16 protein-coding genes are annotated in these 18,000 nt (G+C 68.8%); 4 read left to right on the top strand and 12 right to left on the bottom strand.

All coding sequences use genetic code 11. The features are described from left to right. Positions 1-102 precede the first annotated feature (102 nt). From BJF87_RS02015 to BJF87_RS02000, 4 genes are all read right to left on the bottom strand, one after another. Positions 103-1,650, bottom strand: coding sequence for an aldehyde dehydrogenase family protein (locus tag BJF87_RS02015; RefSeq protein ID WP_042378027.1), 1,548 nt, complete (start codon positions 1,648-1,650; stop codon positions 103-105). Between the two features lie 303 nt (positions 1,651-1,953). Next, positions 1,954-3,111, bottom strand: a complete 1,158-nt coding sequence (locus tag BJF87_RS02010; RefSeq protein WP_006357009.1) for an acetyl-CoA C-acetyltransferase — start codon at positions 3,109-3,111, stop codon at positions 1,954-1,956. 43 nt (positions 3,112-3,154) lie between these two features. After that, positions 3,155-3,979: an SDR family oxidoreductase gene (locus BJF87_RS02005; RefSeq protein WP_006357010.1), complete on the bottom strand. Its 825-nt coding sequence runs from the start codon at positions 3,977-3,979 to the stop codon at positions 3,155-3,157. Next, positions 3,980-5,239 carry an acyl-CoA dehydrogenase family protein gene (locus BJF87_RS02000; protein ID WP_006357011.1) on the bottom strand — a complete coding sequence of 420 codons (1,260 nt, stop codon included), beginning with the start codon at positions 5,237-5,239 and terminating at the stop codon, positions 3,980-3,982. A 42-nt stretch (positions 5,240-5,281) separates the two neighbouring features. Between BJF87_RS02000 and BJF87_RS01995 the strand changes: the two genes are divergently transcribed. Together BJF87_RS01995 and BJF87_RS01990 are read left to right on the top strand one after the other, a co-directional pair. Next, entirely contained in the window at positions 5,282-6,865 is a 1,584-nt protein-coding gene (locus tag BJF87_RS01995; protein ID WP_006357012.1) for a FadD3 family acyl-CoA ligase, read from the top strand. Between the two features lie 91 nt (positions 6,866-6,956). Further along, positions 6,957-7,853: a DUF559 domain-containing protein gene (locus tag BJF87_RS01990; protein WP_006357013.1), complete on the top strand. Its 897-nt coding sequence runs from the start codon at positions 6,957-6,959 to the stop codon at positions 7,851-7,853. Positions 7,854-7,858: 5 nt separating this feature from the next. Here BJF87_RS01990 and lysS read toward each other — a convergent pair whose 3' ends face one another. The 4 genes from lysS to BJF87_RS01970 all read right to left on the bottom strand — a co-directional run bounded on the left by lysS (position 7,859) and on the right by BJF87_RS01970 (position 12,275). Then, complete coding sequence (lysS, locus tag BJF87_RS01985; RefSeq protein ID WP_075862554.1) at positions 7,859-9,442, bottom strand: lysine--tRNA ligase; 1,584 nt, start codon at positions 9,440-9,442, stop codon at positions 7,859-7,861. Between the two features lie 57 nt (positions 9,443-9,499). Beyond that, complete coding sequence (locus BJF87_RS01980; RefSeq protein WP_075862553.1) at positions 9,500-9,955, bottom strand: hypothetical protein; 456 nt, start codon at positions 9,953-9,955, stop codon at positions 9,500-9,502. A gap of 153 nt (positions 9,956-10,108) precedes the next feature. Next, positions 10,109-11,230 carry an FAD-dependent monooxygenase gene (locus BJF87_RS01975; protein WP_035754604.1) on the bottom strand — a complete coding sequence of 374 codons (1,122 nt, stop codon included), beginning with the start codon at positions 11,228-11,230 and terminating at the stop codon, positions 10,109-10,111. Between the two features lie 64 nt (positions 11,231-11,294). Further along, positions 11,295-12,275, bottom strand: coding sequence for an alpha/beta hydrolase (locus BJF87_RS01970; RefSeq protein WP_035754602.1), 981 nt, complete (start codon positions 12,273-12,275; stop codon positions 11,295-11,297). A gap of 60 nt (positions 12,276-12,335) precedes the next feature. Between BJF87_RS01970 and BJF87_RS01965 the strand changes: the two genes are divergently transcribed. Then, the gene (locus BJF87_RS01965) at positions 12,336-12,923 is read left to right on the top strand and encodes a TetR/AcrR family transcriptional regulator (RefSeq protein WP_035754600.1); all 588 of its coding nucleotides are present in this window, start codon (positions 12,336-12,338) and stop codon (positions 12,921-12,923) included. 8 nt (positions 12,924-12,931) lie between these two features. Here the strand turns inward: BJF87_RS01965 and BJF87_RS01960 are convergent, their stop codons facing one another. Genes BJF87_RS01960 through BJF87_RS01945 form a run of 4 tightly spaced genes read right to left on the bottom strand, consistent with a single transcriptional unit; the run spans position 12,932 to position 16,247 of the window. Next, positions 12,932-13,735: a type III pantothenate kinase gene (locus BJF87_RS01960; RefSeq protein ID WP_006357019.1), complete on the bottom strand. Its 804-nt coding sequence runs from the start codon at positions 13,733-13,735 to the stop codon at positions 12,932-12,934. A 27-nt stretch (positions 13,736-13,762) separates the two neighbouring features. Continuing rightward, on the bottom strand, positions 13,763-14,203 hold the full coding sequence (gene panD / locus BJF87_RS01955) for an aspartate 1-decarboxylase (RefSeq protein WP_035754598.1): 441 nt from the start codon (positions 14,201-14,203) through the stop codon (positions 13,763-13,765). Positions 14,204-14,205: 2 nt separating this feature from the next. After that, positions 14,206-15,198, bottom strand: a complete 993-nt coding sequence (gene panC / locus BJF87_RS01950) for a pantoate--beta-alanine ligase (protein ID WP_187346446.1) — start codon at positions 15,196-15,198, stop codon at positions 14,206-14,208. Then, entirely contained in the window at positions 15,195-16,247 is a 1,053-nt protein-coding gene (locus tag BJF87_RS01945; protein ID WP_006357022.1) for a Rossmann-like and DUF2520 domain-containing protein, read from the bottom strand. Before BJF87_RS01945 ends, panC begins: the two co-directional genes overlap by 4 nt. A 301-nt stretch (positions 16,248-16,548) precedes the next feature. Between BJF87_RS01945 and BJF87_RS01940 the strand changes: the two genes are divergently transcribed. Next, entirely contained in the window at positions 16,549-17,985 is a 1,437-nt protein-coding gene (locus tag BJF87_RS01940; protein WP_035754596.1) for a serine/threonine-protein kinase, read from the top strand. The last annotated feature ends 15 nt before the right edge of the window (positions 17,986-18,000 follow it).

Raw genomic sequence — 18,000 nt, 5'->3', positions numbered from 1 at the left:
ACGAAGGTCTCCCGGTTGTGAAGTGTGTGTCGTAGCAGCTCCACTTCACGACGGGAGACCTTCGCTGTTCAACGACCCACTACCGCGTGTCGTCGCAATCCCTCAACCAACCTGCCTGGGCAGTACACCTAGGCGCTTGCGCACCTTCTTGATCGCGCGGGAGTTGAAGAACTTGAACAGCTTGAGCTGCTGATCGGTCATCTTCGAGTCCTTTGCCAGGAACGGCGGGGACATCATCTCGGCGACGGTGAGCGGCAGCGTCGAGAACGCGACCGCGCGGGCGTGGCTGAAGGTCTCGAAACCGGTCTTGCCGTGGTAGCCGCCCATACCGGAACGTCCGACGCCACCGAACGGCAGGTCGCCGCTGAACAGGTGGATGGCGAAGTCGTTGCCGTTGATCGAACCGCTACGGGTGTTGTCGGCCAGCTTCTCGAAGCGGTCGTTGCGATCGCCGCACCAGTACATGGTCAGCGGATGCGGGTGCGACGCGATGTGACTAATGACCTCGGACAGCTCGCGGTACGGGTACACGGTCAGCACCGGACCGAAGACCTCGTCCTCCTCGATCTTCATGCCGGCCTTGACGCCGGTGAGCAGCGTCGGCGGGATCTTGCGACGCTCGGCGTTCGGCAGCGGCTCCCCACCGGGGATGACCTGACGCTTCTCGGCGCCCAGCTCGACGGCGTCGTCGATCAGGCCGACGATGCGGTCGAAGTTCTTCTGGTTGATCGTCGCCGTGTACTGGTCGTTGTCGTAGATCGTCGGGAAGTGCTCGGTCCAGCGGGCGATGACCTTGTCGGTGAACTCGCCGAGCTTGGCCTCCGGGACGAAGACGTAGTCGGGGCACAGGCACACCTGGCCGCCGTTGACCAGGCGGGCGTCGGCGAGCATGTTCGCGGCCTTGTCGATGTCTGCGTCGAGGTCGACGACGGCCGGGTTCTTGCCGCCCAGCTCCAGGGTTACCGGGATCAGGTTCTTGGCGGCTTCCTGGGCCACCGAGGCACCGACCTCGGGTGAACCGGTGAAGAACATGTGGTCGACCTTCAGCTTCGCGAAGTCCGAGCCCGAACCGTGCTTCGAGGTGGCGATGGCCAGTTCCTCGATCGAGAAGTAGTCGGGCGCGTACTTGGCGAGCACCTCGGTGGTCTTGGCGGTGATCGACGACGGGCGCATGACCACGCGGTTACCCGCGGCGAAGGCCGATCCGGCGGGGACGATCGTCAGCTGCAGCGGGAAGTTCCAGGGGCCCATGATGCCGACGACGCCGAGCGGGTCGTGGCGGACGCTCTGCTTGTAGCCCAGCAGGCCCTGGACCTTGGCGTACTTGGTCTCGCCCATCCACTCCTTGACGCCACGACGCTGGTGCGTGAGGTCGATCATGCAGCCGGCGACGTCGGCGGCCAGCGACAGCTCGCGCGGACGTGAACCGTAGTCCTCGGTGAGCGCGGCGGCGATCTCGTCCGAGTGGTCGAGCAGCAGCGCGGCCAGACGGGTGATGCGGTCGATGCGGGTGTCGGCGTCGGGAATGCCGTCACGGAGGAACGCGGCTCGCTGGATCTCGACCAACTCGGTCAGTGTGTGCTCTTCGGACGAGACGCCGCGCTTCGCGATCGGCGCCCCGGTGCTGGTGTGCTCAGCAGGCTTGGTCATCGAGATCCCCTCAGGTAGTTCTTGCTGCAGGTCGGACTTGCGGCGATGTGGACTTTGAAACAAAAACGTCCGCTTGTCCCACACCATAGTATGCGCCAGATCACAAGTACATGTGGGCACGTCGGTTGCCAGAAGGGTACGACCGGTACGGCGAAAGGTCGAGACCTCGCCCGAGGGGATGTCCGGGGAGGTCCCGACCTTTCGGTTGGAACGTGTCAGTTCGCGCTGGGAGTCAGCTGAGCCGTTCGATGATGGTGACGTTGGCGGTCCCGCCGCCCTCACACCCGCGGCTGACCGCCTGTCTCAGCTGAGCCGTTCGATGATGGTGACGTTGGCGGTCCCGCCGCCCTCACACATCGTCTGGAGGCCGTAGCGGCCGCCGGTGCGTTCGAGTTCGTTGAGCATGGTGGCGAACAGTTTGGCACCGGTGGCACCGAGCGGGTGACCGAGAGCGATGGCACCGCCGTTGGGGTTGACCTTGGCCGGGTCGGCGCCGGTCTCCTTGAGCCAGGCGAGCACGACCGGCGCGAAGGCCTCGTTGATCTCGACGACGTCGATGTCGTCGATGGACAGGCCGGCTTTGCCGAGGGCGTACTTGGTGGCGGGGATCGGCGCGGACAGCATCATCACCGGGTCGTCACCACGGACGGACATGTGGTGGATGCGGGCGCGCGGGGTGAGGTTGTGTTCTTTGAGAGCGCGTTCGGAGACCACGAGGGTGGCCGACGAGCCGTCGCAGATCTGCGAGGCGACGGCCGCGGTGAGGCGGGAGCCCTCGGCGAGGGGCTGCAGTCCGGCCATCTTCTCCAACGAGGTCTCACGAGGGCATTCGTCGACGACGCAGTCGCCGAGTGCGACGTTCTCGTTGTCGAAGCGGCCGGCGGCGATGGCCGCGCGGGCACGCTCGTGGGACTGCAGGGCCCAGTGCTCCATGTCCTCGCGGCTGATGTCCCATTTCTCGGCCATCATGCCTGCGCCGACGAACTGGGAGACCTCGGCGTCGCCGAAGCGCTCGCGCCAGCGCGCCGATTCTGCGGTGGGCGTGGTGAATCCGAATTCCTGGCCGGCGATCATGGCCTGGGAGATCGGGATCGCGCTCATGTTCTGCACGCCGCCGGCGACGACGACGTCCTGGGTGCCGCTCATGACGCCCTGTGCGGCGAAGTGGATGGCCTGCTGGCTCGATCCGCACTGTCGATCGACGGTGGTGCCGGGGATGTCGAGCGGCAGGCCTGCGGCCAGCCACGCGGTGCGGGCGATGTTGCCGGCCTGGGGGCCGATGGCGTCGACGCAGCCGAACACGACGTCGTCGACGACGTTGGGGTCGATCCCGGTCCGCTCGACGAGTGCGGAGATGATGTGTGCGCCGAGGTCGGCGGGGTGGACCTTGGCGAGCGAACCGTTGCGTTTGCCGACGGGGGTGCGGATGGCGTCGACGATGTAGGCCTGCGGTGTGGTCATGGGCGGTACTCCTTGGGGTGGGCGGCGCTGGAGGGCAACCGGTTCAGGCTCGCTGGCTGGAGATCGAGATGACCTCGCCGGTGAGGTAGGTGGTGTAGTCGCTGGCGAGCATGGCGACGGTCGCGGCGACCTCCCACACCTCGGCGGCACGACCGTAGGCCTCCTTCGAGGCCAGTTCGTCGAGCAGGTCGTCGCTGGTGACCTTCGCGAGGAAGGGGTGTTTGGCGATCGACGGCGCGATCGCGTTGATCCGCACCCCCATGTCGGCGGCTTCGAGGGCCGAGCACCGGGTCAGGGCCATGACGCCGGCCTTCGCCGCCGCGTAGTGCGCCTGTCCGCGCTGGGCGCGCCAGCCGAGGACCGAGGCGTTGTTGACGATGACGCCGTTGTGTTCGACCGACCCGAAGTAGCGGAGTGCGGCTCGGGTGGCGCGGAAGGTGCCGGTGAGGGTGATGTCGAGAACTCGGTCCCACTCCTCGTCGGTCATCTCGGCGACCGGCGTCTCCCCGCCCAGTCCGGCATTGTTGACCAGGACGTCGATGCGGCCGAGTTCGGTTGCGGCGTCGGCGATCAGGGCGTCGACCTCGGCGGTGACCTGGACGTTGCAGGTGCGCTGGGCGATCGTGCGTTCGGGGAATTCGGCCGCGAGCTTCTCGGCGGCCTCACCGAGGCGGCGTTCGTGCCAGTCGCTGATGAGGACGTCGGCGCCTTCGAGGAGCGCACGACGCGCGGAGGCGAATCCGATGCCGGTGCCTGCGGCGGCGGTGACCACGACCTTCTTGCCCAGCAACAGGTTGTGGCCGGGGATCTCGGCTGGCGGGGTGGCGAGCGGTGAGATCAATGGGGTACCTGCATCCGTTGCGGTCATTCAGCGTGCCTCTCGGGGAAGGCCGAGCACCCGCTCGGCGATGATGTTGCGCTGCACCTCGTTCGAGCCGCCGTAGATGGTGTCGGCGCGCGTGAACAGGTAGAGCCGTTGCCATTCGTCGAGTTCGACGTGTTCGGGGTCGGCGATGTCGTTGGGCTGCCCCTCCGCGGTGGCGTCGGGTCCGATCAGCGCCGGCGCACCGACGACGTCCATCGCCAGTTCGCCGAGGTCGCGATGCCAGTTGGCCCACAACAGCTTCGACACCGACGCCGCACCTGCTTGCGAGGTGACGTCACCGTCGAGCGTCCGCTGGGCATGTGCCCGCATGACTTTCAGTCCGATGTCGGCGCGGGCCAGACGTGAGGCGAGTTCGGGATCGGCGACCGCGCCACTGGCCCGGGCCACCTCGGTCAGGTTCTCCAGCTCGCGGGCGAAACCGACCTGCTGGCCCAGCGTCGACACGCCGCGTTCGAACTGGAGCAGACCCATGGCGACCTTCCAGCCGTCGCCCGGTTCGCCCACGATCAGATCGGCGTCGGTCGTCGCGTCGTCGAAGAAGACCTCGTTGAATTCCGATGTGCCGGTGAGCTGTTGGATGGGGCGCACGGTGACGCCGGGCTGCTCGAGCGGGACCAGGAGGAAGCTGAGGCCGGCGTGCCGCGCCGATCCCTTCTCGGTACGCGCGATCACGAACACCCACTGCGCCACGTGAGCGAGCGAGGTCCAGATCTTCTGCCCGTTGATGATCCACTTGCCGTCGTCCAGGCGAGCGGAGGTCGAGACGCCCGCGAGGTCGGAGCCTGCGCCGGGTTCGGAGTAGCCCTGCGACCACAGTTCGGTGACGTCGACGATGCCCGGCAGGAACCGCTCCTTCTGCTCGTCGGTGCCGTACTCGATGAGCGTCGGGCCGAGGAGTTCCTCGCCCAGGTGGTTCACGCGGGCGGGCGCGTTCGCGCGGGCGTACTCGCGGTGGAAGATGATGCGCTGCTCGAGCGTCGCACCGCGGCCGCCGTATTCGGTGGGCCAGCCGATGCAGGTCCAGCCCGCGCTCGCGAGGTGCCGGTCCCATGCGAGCCGCTCGGCGAAGAACTCGTGCTCGCTGCCCGGTCCGCCGCGCCCCTTCAGGTGGGCGAAGTCGCCCGTGAGGTTCTCGTCGAGCCAGGACCGCACCGCGGCGGCGAACTCGTCGGCGGCGTTCGGTGTCGACTTGGCCCATTCACCCAGGTCGACACCACGATCCGCAAGGTTGATCGAGGTCATGGCGCTAGCATAACCCACCAAGCAAGTGCTAGGTTGGGCCGCATGGCGCAGACCTCCCGGGCAGGGACTCTCTCCGTGACGACGACGCCGGCCGCGTTGCAGCGCGCAGCGCGCAGCTGGCCTGACGGTATCGCCATCGTCGACGGCCAGTGGCTCCCTTCGACAGATCCGCAGCTCGAACTCACGTGGGCGCAGTTCCACGACGCGGTGCGCACCTTCGCCGCGGCGCTGGTCGCCTCGGGTATCGAGGCGGGCGACCGGGTGGCCATCTGGTCGCCGAACAGCTTCCACTGGCCGATCGCGGCCCTCGGCGTCCACTACGCCGGCGCGACGCTGGTCCCCCTCAACACCCGCTACACCGCGGGCGAGGCCGTCGAGATCGTCGAGCGCTCCGCCGCGCGCGGGCTCGTCGTGTCCGGTGAGTTCCTGGGTGCCGACCACGCGGCCGAACTCCTGCGCGACCATCGCGGCAAGCTGCCGGATCTGGTGATCCGGGTGCCTCTGTCGGGCGGGTCGTCGACCCCCGACGGCGCGGTGGACTGGGACGACTTCCTCGGACGCCAGACCGACGAGGCGCTGACCGAGGCGGATCGTCGAGCCGCCGCCGTCTCCCCCGACGACATCTCCGACATCCTGTTCACCTCCGGCACCACCGGGAAGTCCAAGGGAGTGTTGGCGACCCACCGCCAGACGCTCAACGGGTCGCACGGGTGGGGCTCCAACGCAGGCCTGCACCCCGGCGACCGGTACCTGATGGTCAACCCGTATTTCCACACCTTCGGCTACAAGGCGGGCATCCTGCCGTGCGTGCTCTTCGGCGTCACCATGCTGCCGCTCGCGGTGTACTCGCCGACCGAGGCGATGAAGCTCGTCTCCGACGAACGCGCGACGGTCTTCCCCGGCGCGCCGACGATCTTCCAGACCATCCTCGACGACCCGAAGCGCTCCGATCACGACCTGTCCAGCCTGCGCATCGTGATCACCGGGGCGTCGATCGTGCCGGTCGTCCTCGTACAACGACTGCAGAACGACCTCGGCGTCGACACCGTCATCACCGCCTACGGCCTGACCGAGGCCAGCGGGTTCGTCTCCACGTGTACCCCCGACGACGACGATGAGACCGTCGCCAACACCTGCGGCCGAGCCTTCCCCGGCATGGAGATCAAACTCTCCGACGTCGGGGAGGTCCTCGCACGCGGCGAGAACGTGATGGTCGGGTACCTCGACGACCCGCAGGCGACCGCCGAGACCATCGACGCCGACGGCTGGCTGCACACCGGCGACATCGGCACCCTCGACGAGCACGGCAACCTCACGATCACCGACCGGCTCAAGGACATGTACATCTGCGGCGGCTTCAACGTGTACCCCGCCGAGATCGAGCAGACTCTCGCACGCCTCGACGGTGTCACCGAATCGGCCGTCGTCGGCGTCCCCGACGACCGGCTCGGCGAGGTGGGACGGGCCTACCTCACCGTCCACGACGGCGCCGACCTCGACGAGGCGAAGGTCATCGCCTTCGCCAAGCAGCATCTCGCGAACTTCAAGGTGCCCCGGTCGGTGGTGTTCGTCGACCAGTTCCCGCGCAACGCGTCGGGCAAGATCCTCAAGCGGAATCTCACCTAGCCGTTCTATAGCTCGAACTCGCGCTCACCGCGGGTTCGAGCTATGACTTGCGGGGAGGGAACCGGACGCCGGTCTGCCGCGTCGAAGTTGCGTGCCCGACTTCGACAAGTTCCGCGAGCTGGTCGCCGCTCACGACGGCGTGTTCACGTCCGCCGACGTCACTGCCTGCGCCATCAGCTCCGACACCGCGTTCCGGCGGGTGAAATCGGGCGAGTGGGTTCGGGTCTGGCGCGGCGTCTATCACGTCGGAGACCGCAGCCTCGACGACCGCATGCGCGCCCGCATCGCGGTGTTGTCGACGTCGCCACGAGCGGCGTTGTGTTCCGAATCCGCCTACTGGTGGCACGGCTTCACCACGAAGGCGCCCAAGCAGATCCATGTCGTCACGCCGCAGGGACGCCACGGACGCGCCATCGACGGCGTTCGCATCTGGCATCGGACGGTCGCACCGCAAGACCTCACCGAGGTCGACGGACTCCAGATCACGACGAAAGCACTGACCGTGCTCGACGCGGCCGTCGACGGCGGTTCCCGCCTGCTGGATTCGGCCCTGCTGCGCGAGCACACGAAGGTGGCCGACGTCGTCGACGCCCAGATCCGCAACAGCGGTCGACGCGGGTCGCGGAGGTCTCGCGAGATGGTCGCCGCGATCACGGACGGCTCCCGCTCCGAGGCCGAGAGGAAGGCGCTCGCCTTGCTCCGGTCCGCGGAGATCACCGGCTGGACTGCCAACGCGAAGGTGTGCGGCTATGTGGTCGACATCGCTTTCATCGACCAGAAGGTCGCCGTCGAGATCGACGGCTTCGCCTTCCACAGCGACGCGGCGTCGTTCCAGCACGACCGCACGCGGCAGAACGTCCTCATCGCCAACGGATGGACCGTGCTGCGGTTCACCTGGCAGGACATCACCGGCCAGCCGGCGTCGGTGCTGGCCAACGTGCGCAGATCGATAGCTCGAAGCCGCGGTGAGCGCGGTTTCGAGCTATAAAACGGCTAGGTGCGGGGCTTCACCAGCGGGAACAGGATGGTCTCGCGGATGCCGAGGCCGGTGAGGGCCATCAACAGGCGGTCGATGCCCATGCCGGTGCCGGTGGTCGGGGGCATTCCGTATTCCATCGCGGCGAGGAACTCCTCGTCGAGGACCATCGCCTCGTCGTCGCCGGCGGCGGCCAGGCGGGCCTGGTCGACGAAGCGCTCGCGCTGGATGACGGGGTCGACGAGCTCGGAGTAGCCGGTGGCCAGCTCGAAGCCGCGGACGTAGAGGTCCCATTTCTCGACGACGCCGGTCACCGAGCGGTGCGAACGCACCAGTGGAGAGGTCTCGACCGGGAAGTCGCGGATGAACACCGGCTCGCTCAGCTTCTCGCCGACCATGTGCTCCCACAGCTCCTCGACGAGCTTGCCGTGGCCGTACCCCTTGTCCTTGGGAACCTCCAGGCCGACGCGCTTGGCGATCGCCAGCAGCTGCTCGACGGTGGTCTCCCCCGGATTGCCGGCGGGCACGATCTCCTCGCCGAGCGCCTCCGACAGCGACGGGTACATCTCGAGGGAGGTCCACTCGCCGGAGAGGTCGTAGGTCGAACCGTCGGGCATGGTCGGGGTCTGGGTGCCCAGCGCAGCCTGCGAAACCTCTTGCACGAGTTCGCGGATCATTCTCGCGGAGTCGTCGTAGGTGCCGTAGGCCTGATAGGTCTCGAGCATCGCGAACTCGGGCGAGTGCGTGGAGTCGGCGCCCTCGTTGCGGAAGTTGCGGTTGATCTCGAAGACCCGCTCGATGCCGCCGACGACGCACCGCTTGAGGAACAGCTCCGGCGCTATACGCAGGAACAGATCCATGTCGAAGGCGTTGGAGTGCGTCACGAACGGACGCGCCGCGGCACCGCCGTGCAGTGTCTGCAGCATCGGGGTCTCGACCTCGAGGAAGCCCCGACGATCCAGTGCCGCACGGAGTTCGGCGACCACCGACACGCGCGTGCGGGCGATACTGCGGGCCTCCGGACGCATGATGAGGTCGACGTAGCGCTGCCGCACCCGGGTCTCCTCGTTCATGTCCCTGTGGGCAACGGGCAACGGACGCAACGACTTCGACGCCATCTGCCAGCCGTCGGCCATCACCGACAGCTCACCGGTACGGGAGCTGATCACCTCACCGGAGATGAAGACGATGTCGCCGAGGTCGACGTCGGACTTCCAGCGGCCCAGCGCATCCTCGCCGACGCCGTTGAAGCTGATCATCGCCTGGAGCTGCGTGCCGTCGCCCTCCTGCAGGGTTGCGAAGCACAGCTTGCCCTTGTTCCGCAGGAAGATGACGCGCCCGGAGACACCGACGTGCTGACCGGTCTCGGTGCCGGCCTCGAGATCGGGGTAGGCGGCGCGGATCTCGCCGAGAGAGTGGGTGCGCGGAATCGAGACCGGATACGCCTCGCGACCCTCGGACAGGATGCGCTCGCGCTTCTCGCGTCGGATTCGCAGCTGTTCGGGAGTCTGGTCGTCGGCGTCCGTGGTCGTCTCGGCCGCGGTGGAGGCGGTGCTGGTCGGGCTGTCACTCACCCCACGCACACTATCGGGGCCGGTCACCGACTCCCAACTCGCCGCACCTGCTGTGACAGCGGTGACAGGGACGGACGGGGCGGTTCAGCTCTCGTGCGCGGAGATCATGGCGAGCTCGTCCGGATGGATGCGGCCGTTGACCTTGGCCTGGCGCATCCGACGATGCCCGCCGACGACGAACACCGCACCGGGGACGCCCCGCGCCTGCAGGTGCCACGCCAGCCACTCGGCCTCGTGGCCGTCCTCGCTGACGAGAATCCAGCGGGAGTCGGCGCGGGCCGCGGTCAGCGACTCGGAGGTGCCGGGGGTGAGCCGGTCGAGTACCTCGACGGCGTCGATGGCGAGCGCGCCGAACAGTGCGCCGTCGATCTGGCGTCGGCGATGGGAGCGGACGTCCACCGGCGTGGCGCCTTCCGCGACAGCATTCGCATAGTCGCTGACCTGCAGGGACAGCGGTGCGGCAGGTGCCGGGGCGACGGTCGGCGCGGTCGCGGCGAAGATGGTGCGGGAAACGACAGAGGTGGCAACCGAAGCGGTCATGAGAGGGAGTCCTCAGGTGATCGAAAACGAGCGGGGAGCGCGAAGTAGGGCAGCCGCAGATGCGGTACTAGCCCTGACAACACTCCTGACAGCTCTTGATCACGGCGACGAGTATGCCACAGCTCCACGCCCGGGACCAGACTCCGGTGACGATCACCGCACGGGCGGTTGCCAATCCTGAATACGCCGCAACTGTCTGTTGAGCGCCGCGTCGGGAGCGGCCCGCATCGCCAGATCGCGCAGCCGGACCGCGGGTGCCGACCGCCACTGCCCGACCTTCCCGATGGCCGACGCCTGGCGCGCGATGCGTTGGGTACGACGCCGACGCGGACGGTCGTAGGTACGCAGAGCGTCGTCGACATCCATCCCTGCGCTGCCCAGCAGCGCGGTGAGGGTCGCCGCGTCCTCCATCGCCTGGTTCGCCCCCTGCCCGAGGTTCGGGGTCATCGCATGAGCGGCGTCGCCGACGAGCACGCATCGGCCCCGCACGAAGGTGGGGAGGGGGCGCGCCAGTTCCTCGATGGGCAGCACCCCGACGTCCGCCGGATCGGTCACCTCGAGGATCTCCCCGATCGGCGCGTGCCATCCCGAGAAACGTTCTCGCACTTCGCCGATGCCGCCCGTTTCGACACCCTCGTCATAGTTGACCGCGGCGAACCAGTAGACGTGCCCGTCCGGTAGCGGCGCGATACCGAACCGTTGCCCGTGCCCCATCGTCTCGCCCGCCGCGTCGAGGTCGACCGGCCGCGCGGTGATGGCCCGCCAGGCGACGTAGCCGCTGTAGGCCGCGCCCGGGTCGTGGGTGACGGCGGGACGCACCCGACTCCGCAGACCGTCCGCTCCGACGATCACGTCGCAGCCATCGATCGTGGTGTCGTCGTCGAGCTGGACGGTCCCGCCGCGCACCTCGCGCACGCCGGTTCCGGTCCGGATCTCCACGCCCGATCCGACCCGGCCGAGGAGTGCCTCGTGGAGGTCGGTCCGCCGCACCACCCGGAGTTGCTCGATGGCCGACGGGTCGAAGCGGGTGAGCCATCGCCCATCAGGACGGCGGGTTCCGTTCAGGGTGGGCGAAACCCCTCGGGCGCCGGAAACCACAGATCGGAGACCGAGCGATTCGAGCGCTCGGAGCCCGTTGCCGAACAGGCTGAGCGCCGACCCTCCCCCACGAACCTCGGACGCACGCTCGAGCACGATGACCTCCGCGCCCGACGACGACAGCCCGGCCGCGGTACACAGACCGGCGATGCCCGCGCCGACCACGGCGACCTTCACGACGTTCTCCTCCGCATGGAGAAGAGGCTAGATCGCCGAACGCCGACCACGATCCTGCTCGGGGCTACCGCACATGTTCGGCCGACCCCGACGACGTACTGCCGGGTTCGATCAGTTCGTCGCCGAGCGCCCTCAGATGGCCGGCCAACTCGTCCACGCCCGGTTGCTCGACCGGGAAGTGACCGCAGCCGGTGAGCAGGTGGATGTCGGTTCGCGCTGCGATCCGTTGTGCGAACCGGATGCTGATGTCCGGCGGCGTCCAGGTGTCGGCCGCCGGATGGACCAGCACCACCCGCGGCCCCCGATAGTCCTCCGGCACGGGAACCTCGTGGGTGATCAGGTCCGCCAGGAACCCCAGAGAGACAACCGAGCCCGCCCCACGCGGATCGTCGATGCAGGCCTGCGACACCGCGGGGTCGTTACTGATCCGCGCCATCGGCGCGACCCACCTGATCGGGAACCGCAGCCGAGCCGGCACCCCGATCCGCGCCGTGGCCGACATCAGCGGGATGAAGCGCGCCAGGGCAGGCGTGCGGGCGACTGCTCGTCGCGCCGCCGGATCGCCGGCGAGGTCGAGGAGGCAGGTGGCCACGACCGCGGCGACCCGCGCACCCCGTGCCGCGACGTCGTAGCCGAGCATGCCGCCGAGACTCGCACCGAACACGACGATCGGCCGGGGATCGCGCTCGGTCTCCGCGGCGATCAGATCACCGACCAGATCGATCCAGTCCCGGTACCGCACGCGACCGAGATCGGCGACGCGCGTCCGTCCGTACTGCGGGAGGTCTGGTGCCAGCACGTCGTACCCCTCCCCCGCGAGCACGGCACCCAGTGGCCAGACCAGCGCGCTGTGCCCACCACCGCCGTGAAGCAGGAGCACCCGTAGCGGCGCCGCCGGCCGCGACGCCCGGATGTGGACGTCCACCGGGCCCGACGCGCGCGTCTCACTCGCCGGCCACCGCCACCACGACGACGTGGCATCGATGCCCGCGGCGGCCGAACGCCAGGGTTCGGGTAGGAAGCGTAGGTACGATCCGTAAGTCACCCATCAATCGTCGAGCGCCCGCGAACCCGGCACAACTCGCATTCACCGGAGACCTCGGACATGCGCAAAAGACCACGACAGCAACGATCTTCGTTCACCGTCGAGGCGATCCTGGAGGCGACGACTCAGCTTCTGGACACCGAGGGCGCTGCGCTGACGACCAATCGGATCGCCGAGACCGCCGGCGTCTCGGTCGGTTCGATCTATCAGTACTTCGGTGACAAACAGGCGATCTTCGACGAGCTCGCCGCCCGTCATCTCGCGGAGGCAGAAGCGCGGATGGTCGCGGTCCTCGACGCCCACCCGGTCCAATCGGCAGCCTGGCCGACCGTGCTGCGCGAGGTGGTCGCGGCTGCGGTGGCGGAGAACTCGAGTCATGGCCGGGCGCACGGTCGCCTTCGCGAACTGGCGAGCCCCGCCGTTGTCGGAGACCTCTACACCGCCTTCGCGCAACGCCTCATCACCCGACTGACCGAATATCTCGTGGCCGACGGCTGGACGCCCGACGACGCGCAGGCCGACCTACGCCTCACGTTCCCCGCGCTCGACGCGCAGATCCATCAGCTGGCCGGCACCGGTCTCGACGAGGACGAGCTCACCGACCGGATCGCGGCGTATACCGGAGGGGCGCTGCGGAGCCGACGGTGAGGCGAGTCCTACTTGCCCCGCCGCGGACTGGCCTTGGACCGTTCGTGCACCAGTCGCAGCCCTTCGAGGGTGAGGTGCGGGTGGTGGTCGGTGAGGGACCGGCATTCGTCGTACATGAGCGGGGCGAGGTATCCGGTGGCGACCACGGTGACGTCGTCGCCGTCGAAGCCCGGCACGGTGTCGCAGACGCGGTCGACGAGGGCGTCGACCTGGCCGGCGAAGCCGTACAGGATGCCCGACTGCAGGGCCTCGACCGTGTTCTTGCCGAGCACGCTGCGCGGCGGCATCAACTCGACCTTGCGCACGGTCACGGTGTGCTCCGACAGCGCCTCGACCGCCAGGTTCACGCCCGGCGCGATGGCGCCGCCGAGGAACTCGCCCTTCGCCGACACGGCGTCGACGACGGTCGCGGTGCCGAAGGCCACCACGATGCAGGGTCCGCCGTATTCGTGATGTGCGGCAAGGCAATTGGAGACGCGGTCGGTGCCCACCTCTTTCGGGTTGTCCACGAGCAGCGGCACCCCGGTACGCACGCCGGGCTCGAGCAGGACGTGCGGGCCGTCGCCGAAGTAGCGGGGCAGCATGACCCGCAACTCCCGCAGCAACGACGGCACCGTCGACAGGGCACTGACGCCGGTGACCTGCTCGATGTCCGAGCCGAGCATGCCGCGGAAGACCCAGGCGAGTTCGTCGGCGGTGTAGTGCGGGTCGGTGTGGATGCGCCAATCACGCACCAGCCGTGCGTGATCCCCGGTCCCGGCATACGCGCCGAGGTGGATGTTGGTGTTGCCGACGTCGACGGTGAGCAGCATCGATGGGCTCCGTGTCGTTCGCCGGCGTCAGACCGTCGCGTCGGCGAAGACCGGGCCGTCGAGCTGCCGCGGGTCGAGGAGACCCGAGCCCTCGGGTGCGTGTGCCGGGTCGTCGCCGGATTCGAGGATGCGGTTGTGGTCGTCGACGAAGACGACGTTCGGCGCATACTCCTCGAGCTCGGCCTCGTTCAGCATGCCGTAGGCGATGATGATGACGAGGTCGCCGGGGTGCACGAGATGTGCGGCGGCGCCGTTGATCCCGATGACACCGCTGCCGCGTTCACCGGCGATCGCGTAGGTGACGAGACGGGCACCGTTGTCGATGTCGACGATCGTGACCTGTTCACCCTCGAGCAGTCCCGCGGCGTCGAGCAGATCCTGGTCGATCGTCACCGAGCCGACGTAGTGCAGATCCGCCTGGGTCACGGTGGCGCGGTGGATCTTCGAGGTCATCATGGTGCGCAGCATGGTCATCGTCCCTCTGTCGTGGTGGTGGCGGCGTTGTTCCAGGCGATTTCTTCTTCGAGTGCGGCGAGACCGCCGACGTTCACGCCGACGTTGTCGATGAGACGCGCCGTTCCGAGGCGCGCGGCGACGAGCAACCGGGCGGCCCCCTTCTCCGGCGCCTCCTCCAACTGACGGCCGCGAAGAGCAAGGTATTCGACGTCGATCTCGGGCACGGTGTCGAGCACGGCCCGCGCCGACGCGACGATCGCGTCCCGGCCGCCCTCGGCGGAATGGGCGCCGGCGACCAGCGCTGCCGACAGCGTCGTGGCCAGCTCGCGCTGCTCGGGGGTCAGGTAGCGGTTGCGCGACGACATCGCCAGCCCGTCGGATTCGCGGACGGTCGGGACGCCGACGATCTCGACGTCGAGATCGAGGTCGGTGACCATCTGCTTGATCAGGACGAGCTGCTGATAGTCCTTCTCGCCGAAGAAGGCGGCATTCGGTCCGACGATGTTGAGCAGCTTGAGGACCACCGTCAGCATCCCGGCGAAATGTGTCGGGCGCGAGATGCCGTCGAGGATTCCACCGGCCTCGCCGGGGTGCACCATCGTCCGCTGCCCGTTGGGGTACATCGACGCGGCGTTCGGCGCGAAGACGAGTTCGACGCCGAGGGGCTCGAGCAACGCGAGGTCGGCGTCGAGTGTGCGCGGGTACGCGTCGAGGTCCTCGTTGGCGCCGAACTGCAGCGGGTTGACGAAGATCGAGACGACGACCACCGTGTTGCCCTTGGCCTTCGCCGCCCGTACGAGTTGCAGGTGGCCGGCGTGCAGAGCGCCCATCGTCGGGACCAAGACCACTCGCTTGCCCGCGGCGCGCAGCGCCCGGGTCACCCGGGTCAGGGTCGCCGGTTCGCGGTGCACGGTCATCTGACCGGCCTTGTAGGTCGGCGTCTCATCGGGCGGGGCGCTCACGGCATCTCCTTTGATCGGCGGTGTCGGATGGGTGGTCTGGCTCATCGCTCCTCCAAGAGGTCGAGGAGTGCGGCCGGGGCGTCGGTCCGCTCGGCGGCCCGGCGGGCGAGGGTCCGATAGGCCTCGGCGATCCCGTGCTCGCCGGACCCGCCGGGCACGGCACGGAGCGCGGCGAGGTGCTTGCGGACGGCCTCGGCGTCGCCGCGCGCCACCGGACCGGTGAGCGCCGACGGGCCGAGATCGAGCACGTTGTTCAACGACGCGGTGACGAGTGGGGTGAGGATGCGTTCGGCGAGGCGCGTGCCACTGCCGTCGACGGTCGCGACGTCGCGTCCGGAGTGGTCGATCGCGGCGTTCAGCGCGGCCACTGCGTCGGAGATCAGTGCGATCAGGTGATTCGCGCCGTGGGCGAGTGCCGCGTGGTAGAGCGTGCGGTCGGCTTCGGCGATCCGTACCGGTTCCCCGCCCATCTCCAGGACGAGCGACGACGCGATGGCCTCGCCGACGGGGTCGGCGGCGGTGATCGCGAAGCAGGCGTTGGTCAGACGCGCGGTGTCCTCCGCGCTGCCGACGAAGGTCATCGCGGGATGCAGGGCCAGTCCGAGAGCGCCGCGTGCGGTCACCGGCGCGAGGATGTCGACGCCCTGGGCGCCGGCGGTGTGCGCGACGATCGTGCCGGGACGCAGCGCGCCCGACGCCGCGATCTCGTCGATCACCGCGCTCAGCCGGGCGTCCGGCACGCTCAGCAGCAGCAGCTCCGAACGGGCGACGACGGCGTCGAGGGCGAGGATCTCCGAATCGGGGAGACGCTGGGCGGCGCGGGCCCGGGACTGCGGCGACCGGGCGACGACCGCGCCGACGACGTGCCCGGCCTTCTCGAGAGCCTCGCCGAGCGCGGTCCCCACACGGCCGGCCGAGACGATGCCGACCGTGAGGCGGGCGGGTGCAGGCAGGTTCGAGGTACCGGGAAAAGGATCGGACCGGACCGGATACGGGCGGTCACCGAAAGCGTCCGCGGCAGTGCTGCCGTGGGCGTCGTCGCCACCGGCTTGCCGTGCGAACGGCACGCCGGGATCACCGGTCGGTGAGGTCACCGCTGTCCTCCATGGTTCGTTCCAGTCCCGCCTTCACCGGATTCCGCGTGGACGGAGTTCTCTCCACGGCGGCCTCGGCACGGGTACCAGACGTTGCAGAGCAAGGGTAGGACTCTCACCGCGGTCCGGGCCAACTGTGTGACAGGTGTCACCCGGGGCTCTCGTCCGCCGCCGACGGCGAGTCGACGGCCGTCGATGTCCATCGGCCGACAGACCCAGCTGTGACCTGGGCCGAACCGGCGTACGCTGAGGCCGTCCGAGGCGTTCATCGCTCCATCGCCCGACCTCAGGGGGTCCGCAGATGAGCCTGGAAGCGGGTACCCAGTTCGCCGGCTACACGATCGTGCGCAAGATCGGCGCCGGCGGCATGGGCGCGGTCTACCTCGCGCAACACCCTCGACTCCCCCGCCTCGACGTCATCAAGGTGCTCGCCGAGCACGTGTCCAACGATCCGACGTTCCGCGCGCGATTCACCCGCGAAGCCGACCTGGCCGCCCAACTCGACCATCCGTGCATCGTCAGCGTCTACGACCGCGGCGAGGTCGACGGCCGGCTGTGGATCTCGATGCAGTACGTGGCCGGAACCGATGCGGCAGCCCTCGTCAAGGCGTCCCCCGGAGGCCTTCCGCTCGACGACGTCGCGGCGGTGAGCGACTCGATCGGCGCCGCCCTCGACCATGCCCATCGCCACGGACTGCTGCACCGCGACGTGAAGCCCGCCAACATCCTCATCAGCGCAGCCGAATCCGACACCGGGGGCCCCGAGGAGCGTCGTATCCGGTTGGCCGACTTCGGAATCGCGCGGCAGACCGACGGGGGCACGTCGCTGACATCGGCCAACCTGGTGCTCGGTTCGTTCCCCTATTCCTCACCCGAACAACTCTCGGCGGAGGCCCTCGACGCCCGCAGCGACGTCTACTCGTTGGCCTGCTCGACCTTCGAACTACTTACGGGCACAGTCCCGTTCACCGCCCGTACACCGATGATGATGATCCATCACCACCTCACGACACCCCCGCCGGACGTGTCGTCCCTGCGGCCCGGTCTCCCGCCGGCCGTGTCGGAGGCGGTGCGCCACGGGCTCGCCAAGAATCCCGCGGACCGGCCGCCCTCGGCGGGCGCGTTCGCCGCCGAGTTCCGGTACGCGGTCGACACCACCGGCTTCTTTCCCGCCCCCGGCCCACGGCCTGCTGCCACGGCACCGCCCCGAGCACGGCCGGGTGCTGGTACTCCGATCCCACCGCAGACCCGGACGATGCGTGTCCGCGGCGCCTTGCCGCCGACCGAGGCCGCGGGCCTGCGCACCGCGCCGGTGGAAGGGACACCCCGATCGCGGCCTGCCGACACCGGGCACGTACCCCCGGCTTCTTCACACGGTCACGGGTTCCCCGCGGCCACGGCGTACTCGGAACTCCCGGGTCAGACGGTTCCCGGTTCCGCCCTGGAGTCGACGATGATCCGGGCCTCCGGCGACCTGCACGTGATCGAACCTCTCCCGCCCGAGACCGACCCGGCACGATTCACCACGGCGTCGCTGGCCTGCGGCATCGCGGCGGTGCCACTCAGCGTCGTCGGGGGCCTCGGCCTGCCCGTGGGCGTTGCAGGCTGGTACCTCGCCGGACGCGGCCGCGCCTCGTCGGCGGCGCGACTGGCCCGAACCCTGTGCGTCCTGGGAATGCTCCTGAGCGTCGGATTGCTCGGGTTCACCATCGTCCGCGCCATCGTCCTGCAGTTCTGACGGCCCACCGGTGCG

Source organism: Gordonia sp. CNJ-863, assembly GCF_001942325.1.
Lineage (GTDB): Bacteria > Actinomycetota > Actinomycetes > Mycobacteriales > Mycobacteriaceae > Gordonia > Gordonia alkanivorans.
The sequence above is the reverse complement of the archived record's forward strand: the minus strand, read 5'-3'. Positions and strand labels throughout refer to the sequence as shown.

What these genes read in the sequence shown, in the direction of transcription:
- BJF87_RS02005 (WP_006357010.1), bottom strand. Translation starts at nt 3,979, where the DNA reads ATGACCGCAACGGATGCAGGTACCCCATTGATCTCACCGCTCGCCACC.
- BJF87_RS02000 (WP_006357011.1), bottom strand. Translation starts at nt 5,239, where the DNA reads ATGACCTCGATCAACCTTGCGGATCGTGGTGTCGACCTGGGTGAATGG.
- BJF87_RS02015 (WP_042378027.1), bottom strand. Translation starts at nt 1,650, where the DNA reads ATGACCAAGCCTGCTGAGCACACCAGCACCGGGGCGCCGATCGCGAAG.
- panD (WP_035754598.1), bottom strand. Translation starts at nt 14,203, where the DNA reads ATGCTGCGCACCATGATGACCTCGAAGATCCACCGCGCCACCGTGACC.
- BJF87_RS01960 (WP_006357019.1), bottom strand. Translation starts at nt 13,735, where the DNA reads ATGCTGCTCACCGTCGACGTCGGCAACACCAACATCCACCTCGGCGCG.
- BJF87_RS02010 (WP_006357009.1), bottom strand. Translation starts at nt 3,111, where the DNA reads ATGACCACACCGCAGGCCTACATCGTCGACGCCATCCGCACCCCCGTC.
- panC (WP_187346446.1), bottom strand. Translation starts at nt 15,198, where the DNA reads ATGAGCCAGACCACCCATCCGACACCGCCGATCAAAGGAGATGCCGTG.
- BJF87_RS01940 (WP_035754596.1), top strand. Translation starts at nt 16,549, where the DNA reads ATGAGCCTGGAAGCGGGTACCCAGTTCGCCGGCTACACGATCGTGCGC.
- BJF87_RS01995 (WP_006357012.1), top strand. Translation starts at nt 5,282, where the DNA reads ATGGCGCAGACCTCCCGGGCAGGGACTCTCTCCGTGACGACGACGCCG.
- BJF87_RS01980 (WP_075862553.1), bottom strand. Translation starts at nt 9,955, where the DNA reads ATGACCGCTTCGGTTGCCACCTCTGTCGTTTCCCGCACCATCTTCGCC.
- BJF87_RS01965 (WP_035754600.1), top strand. Translation starts at nt 12,336, where the DNA reads ATGCGCAAAAGACCACGACAGCAACGATCTTCGTTCACCGTCGAGGCG.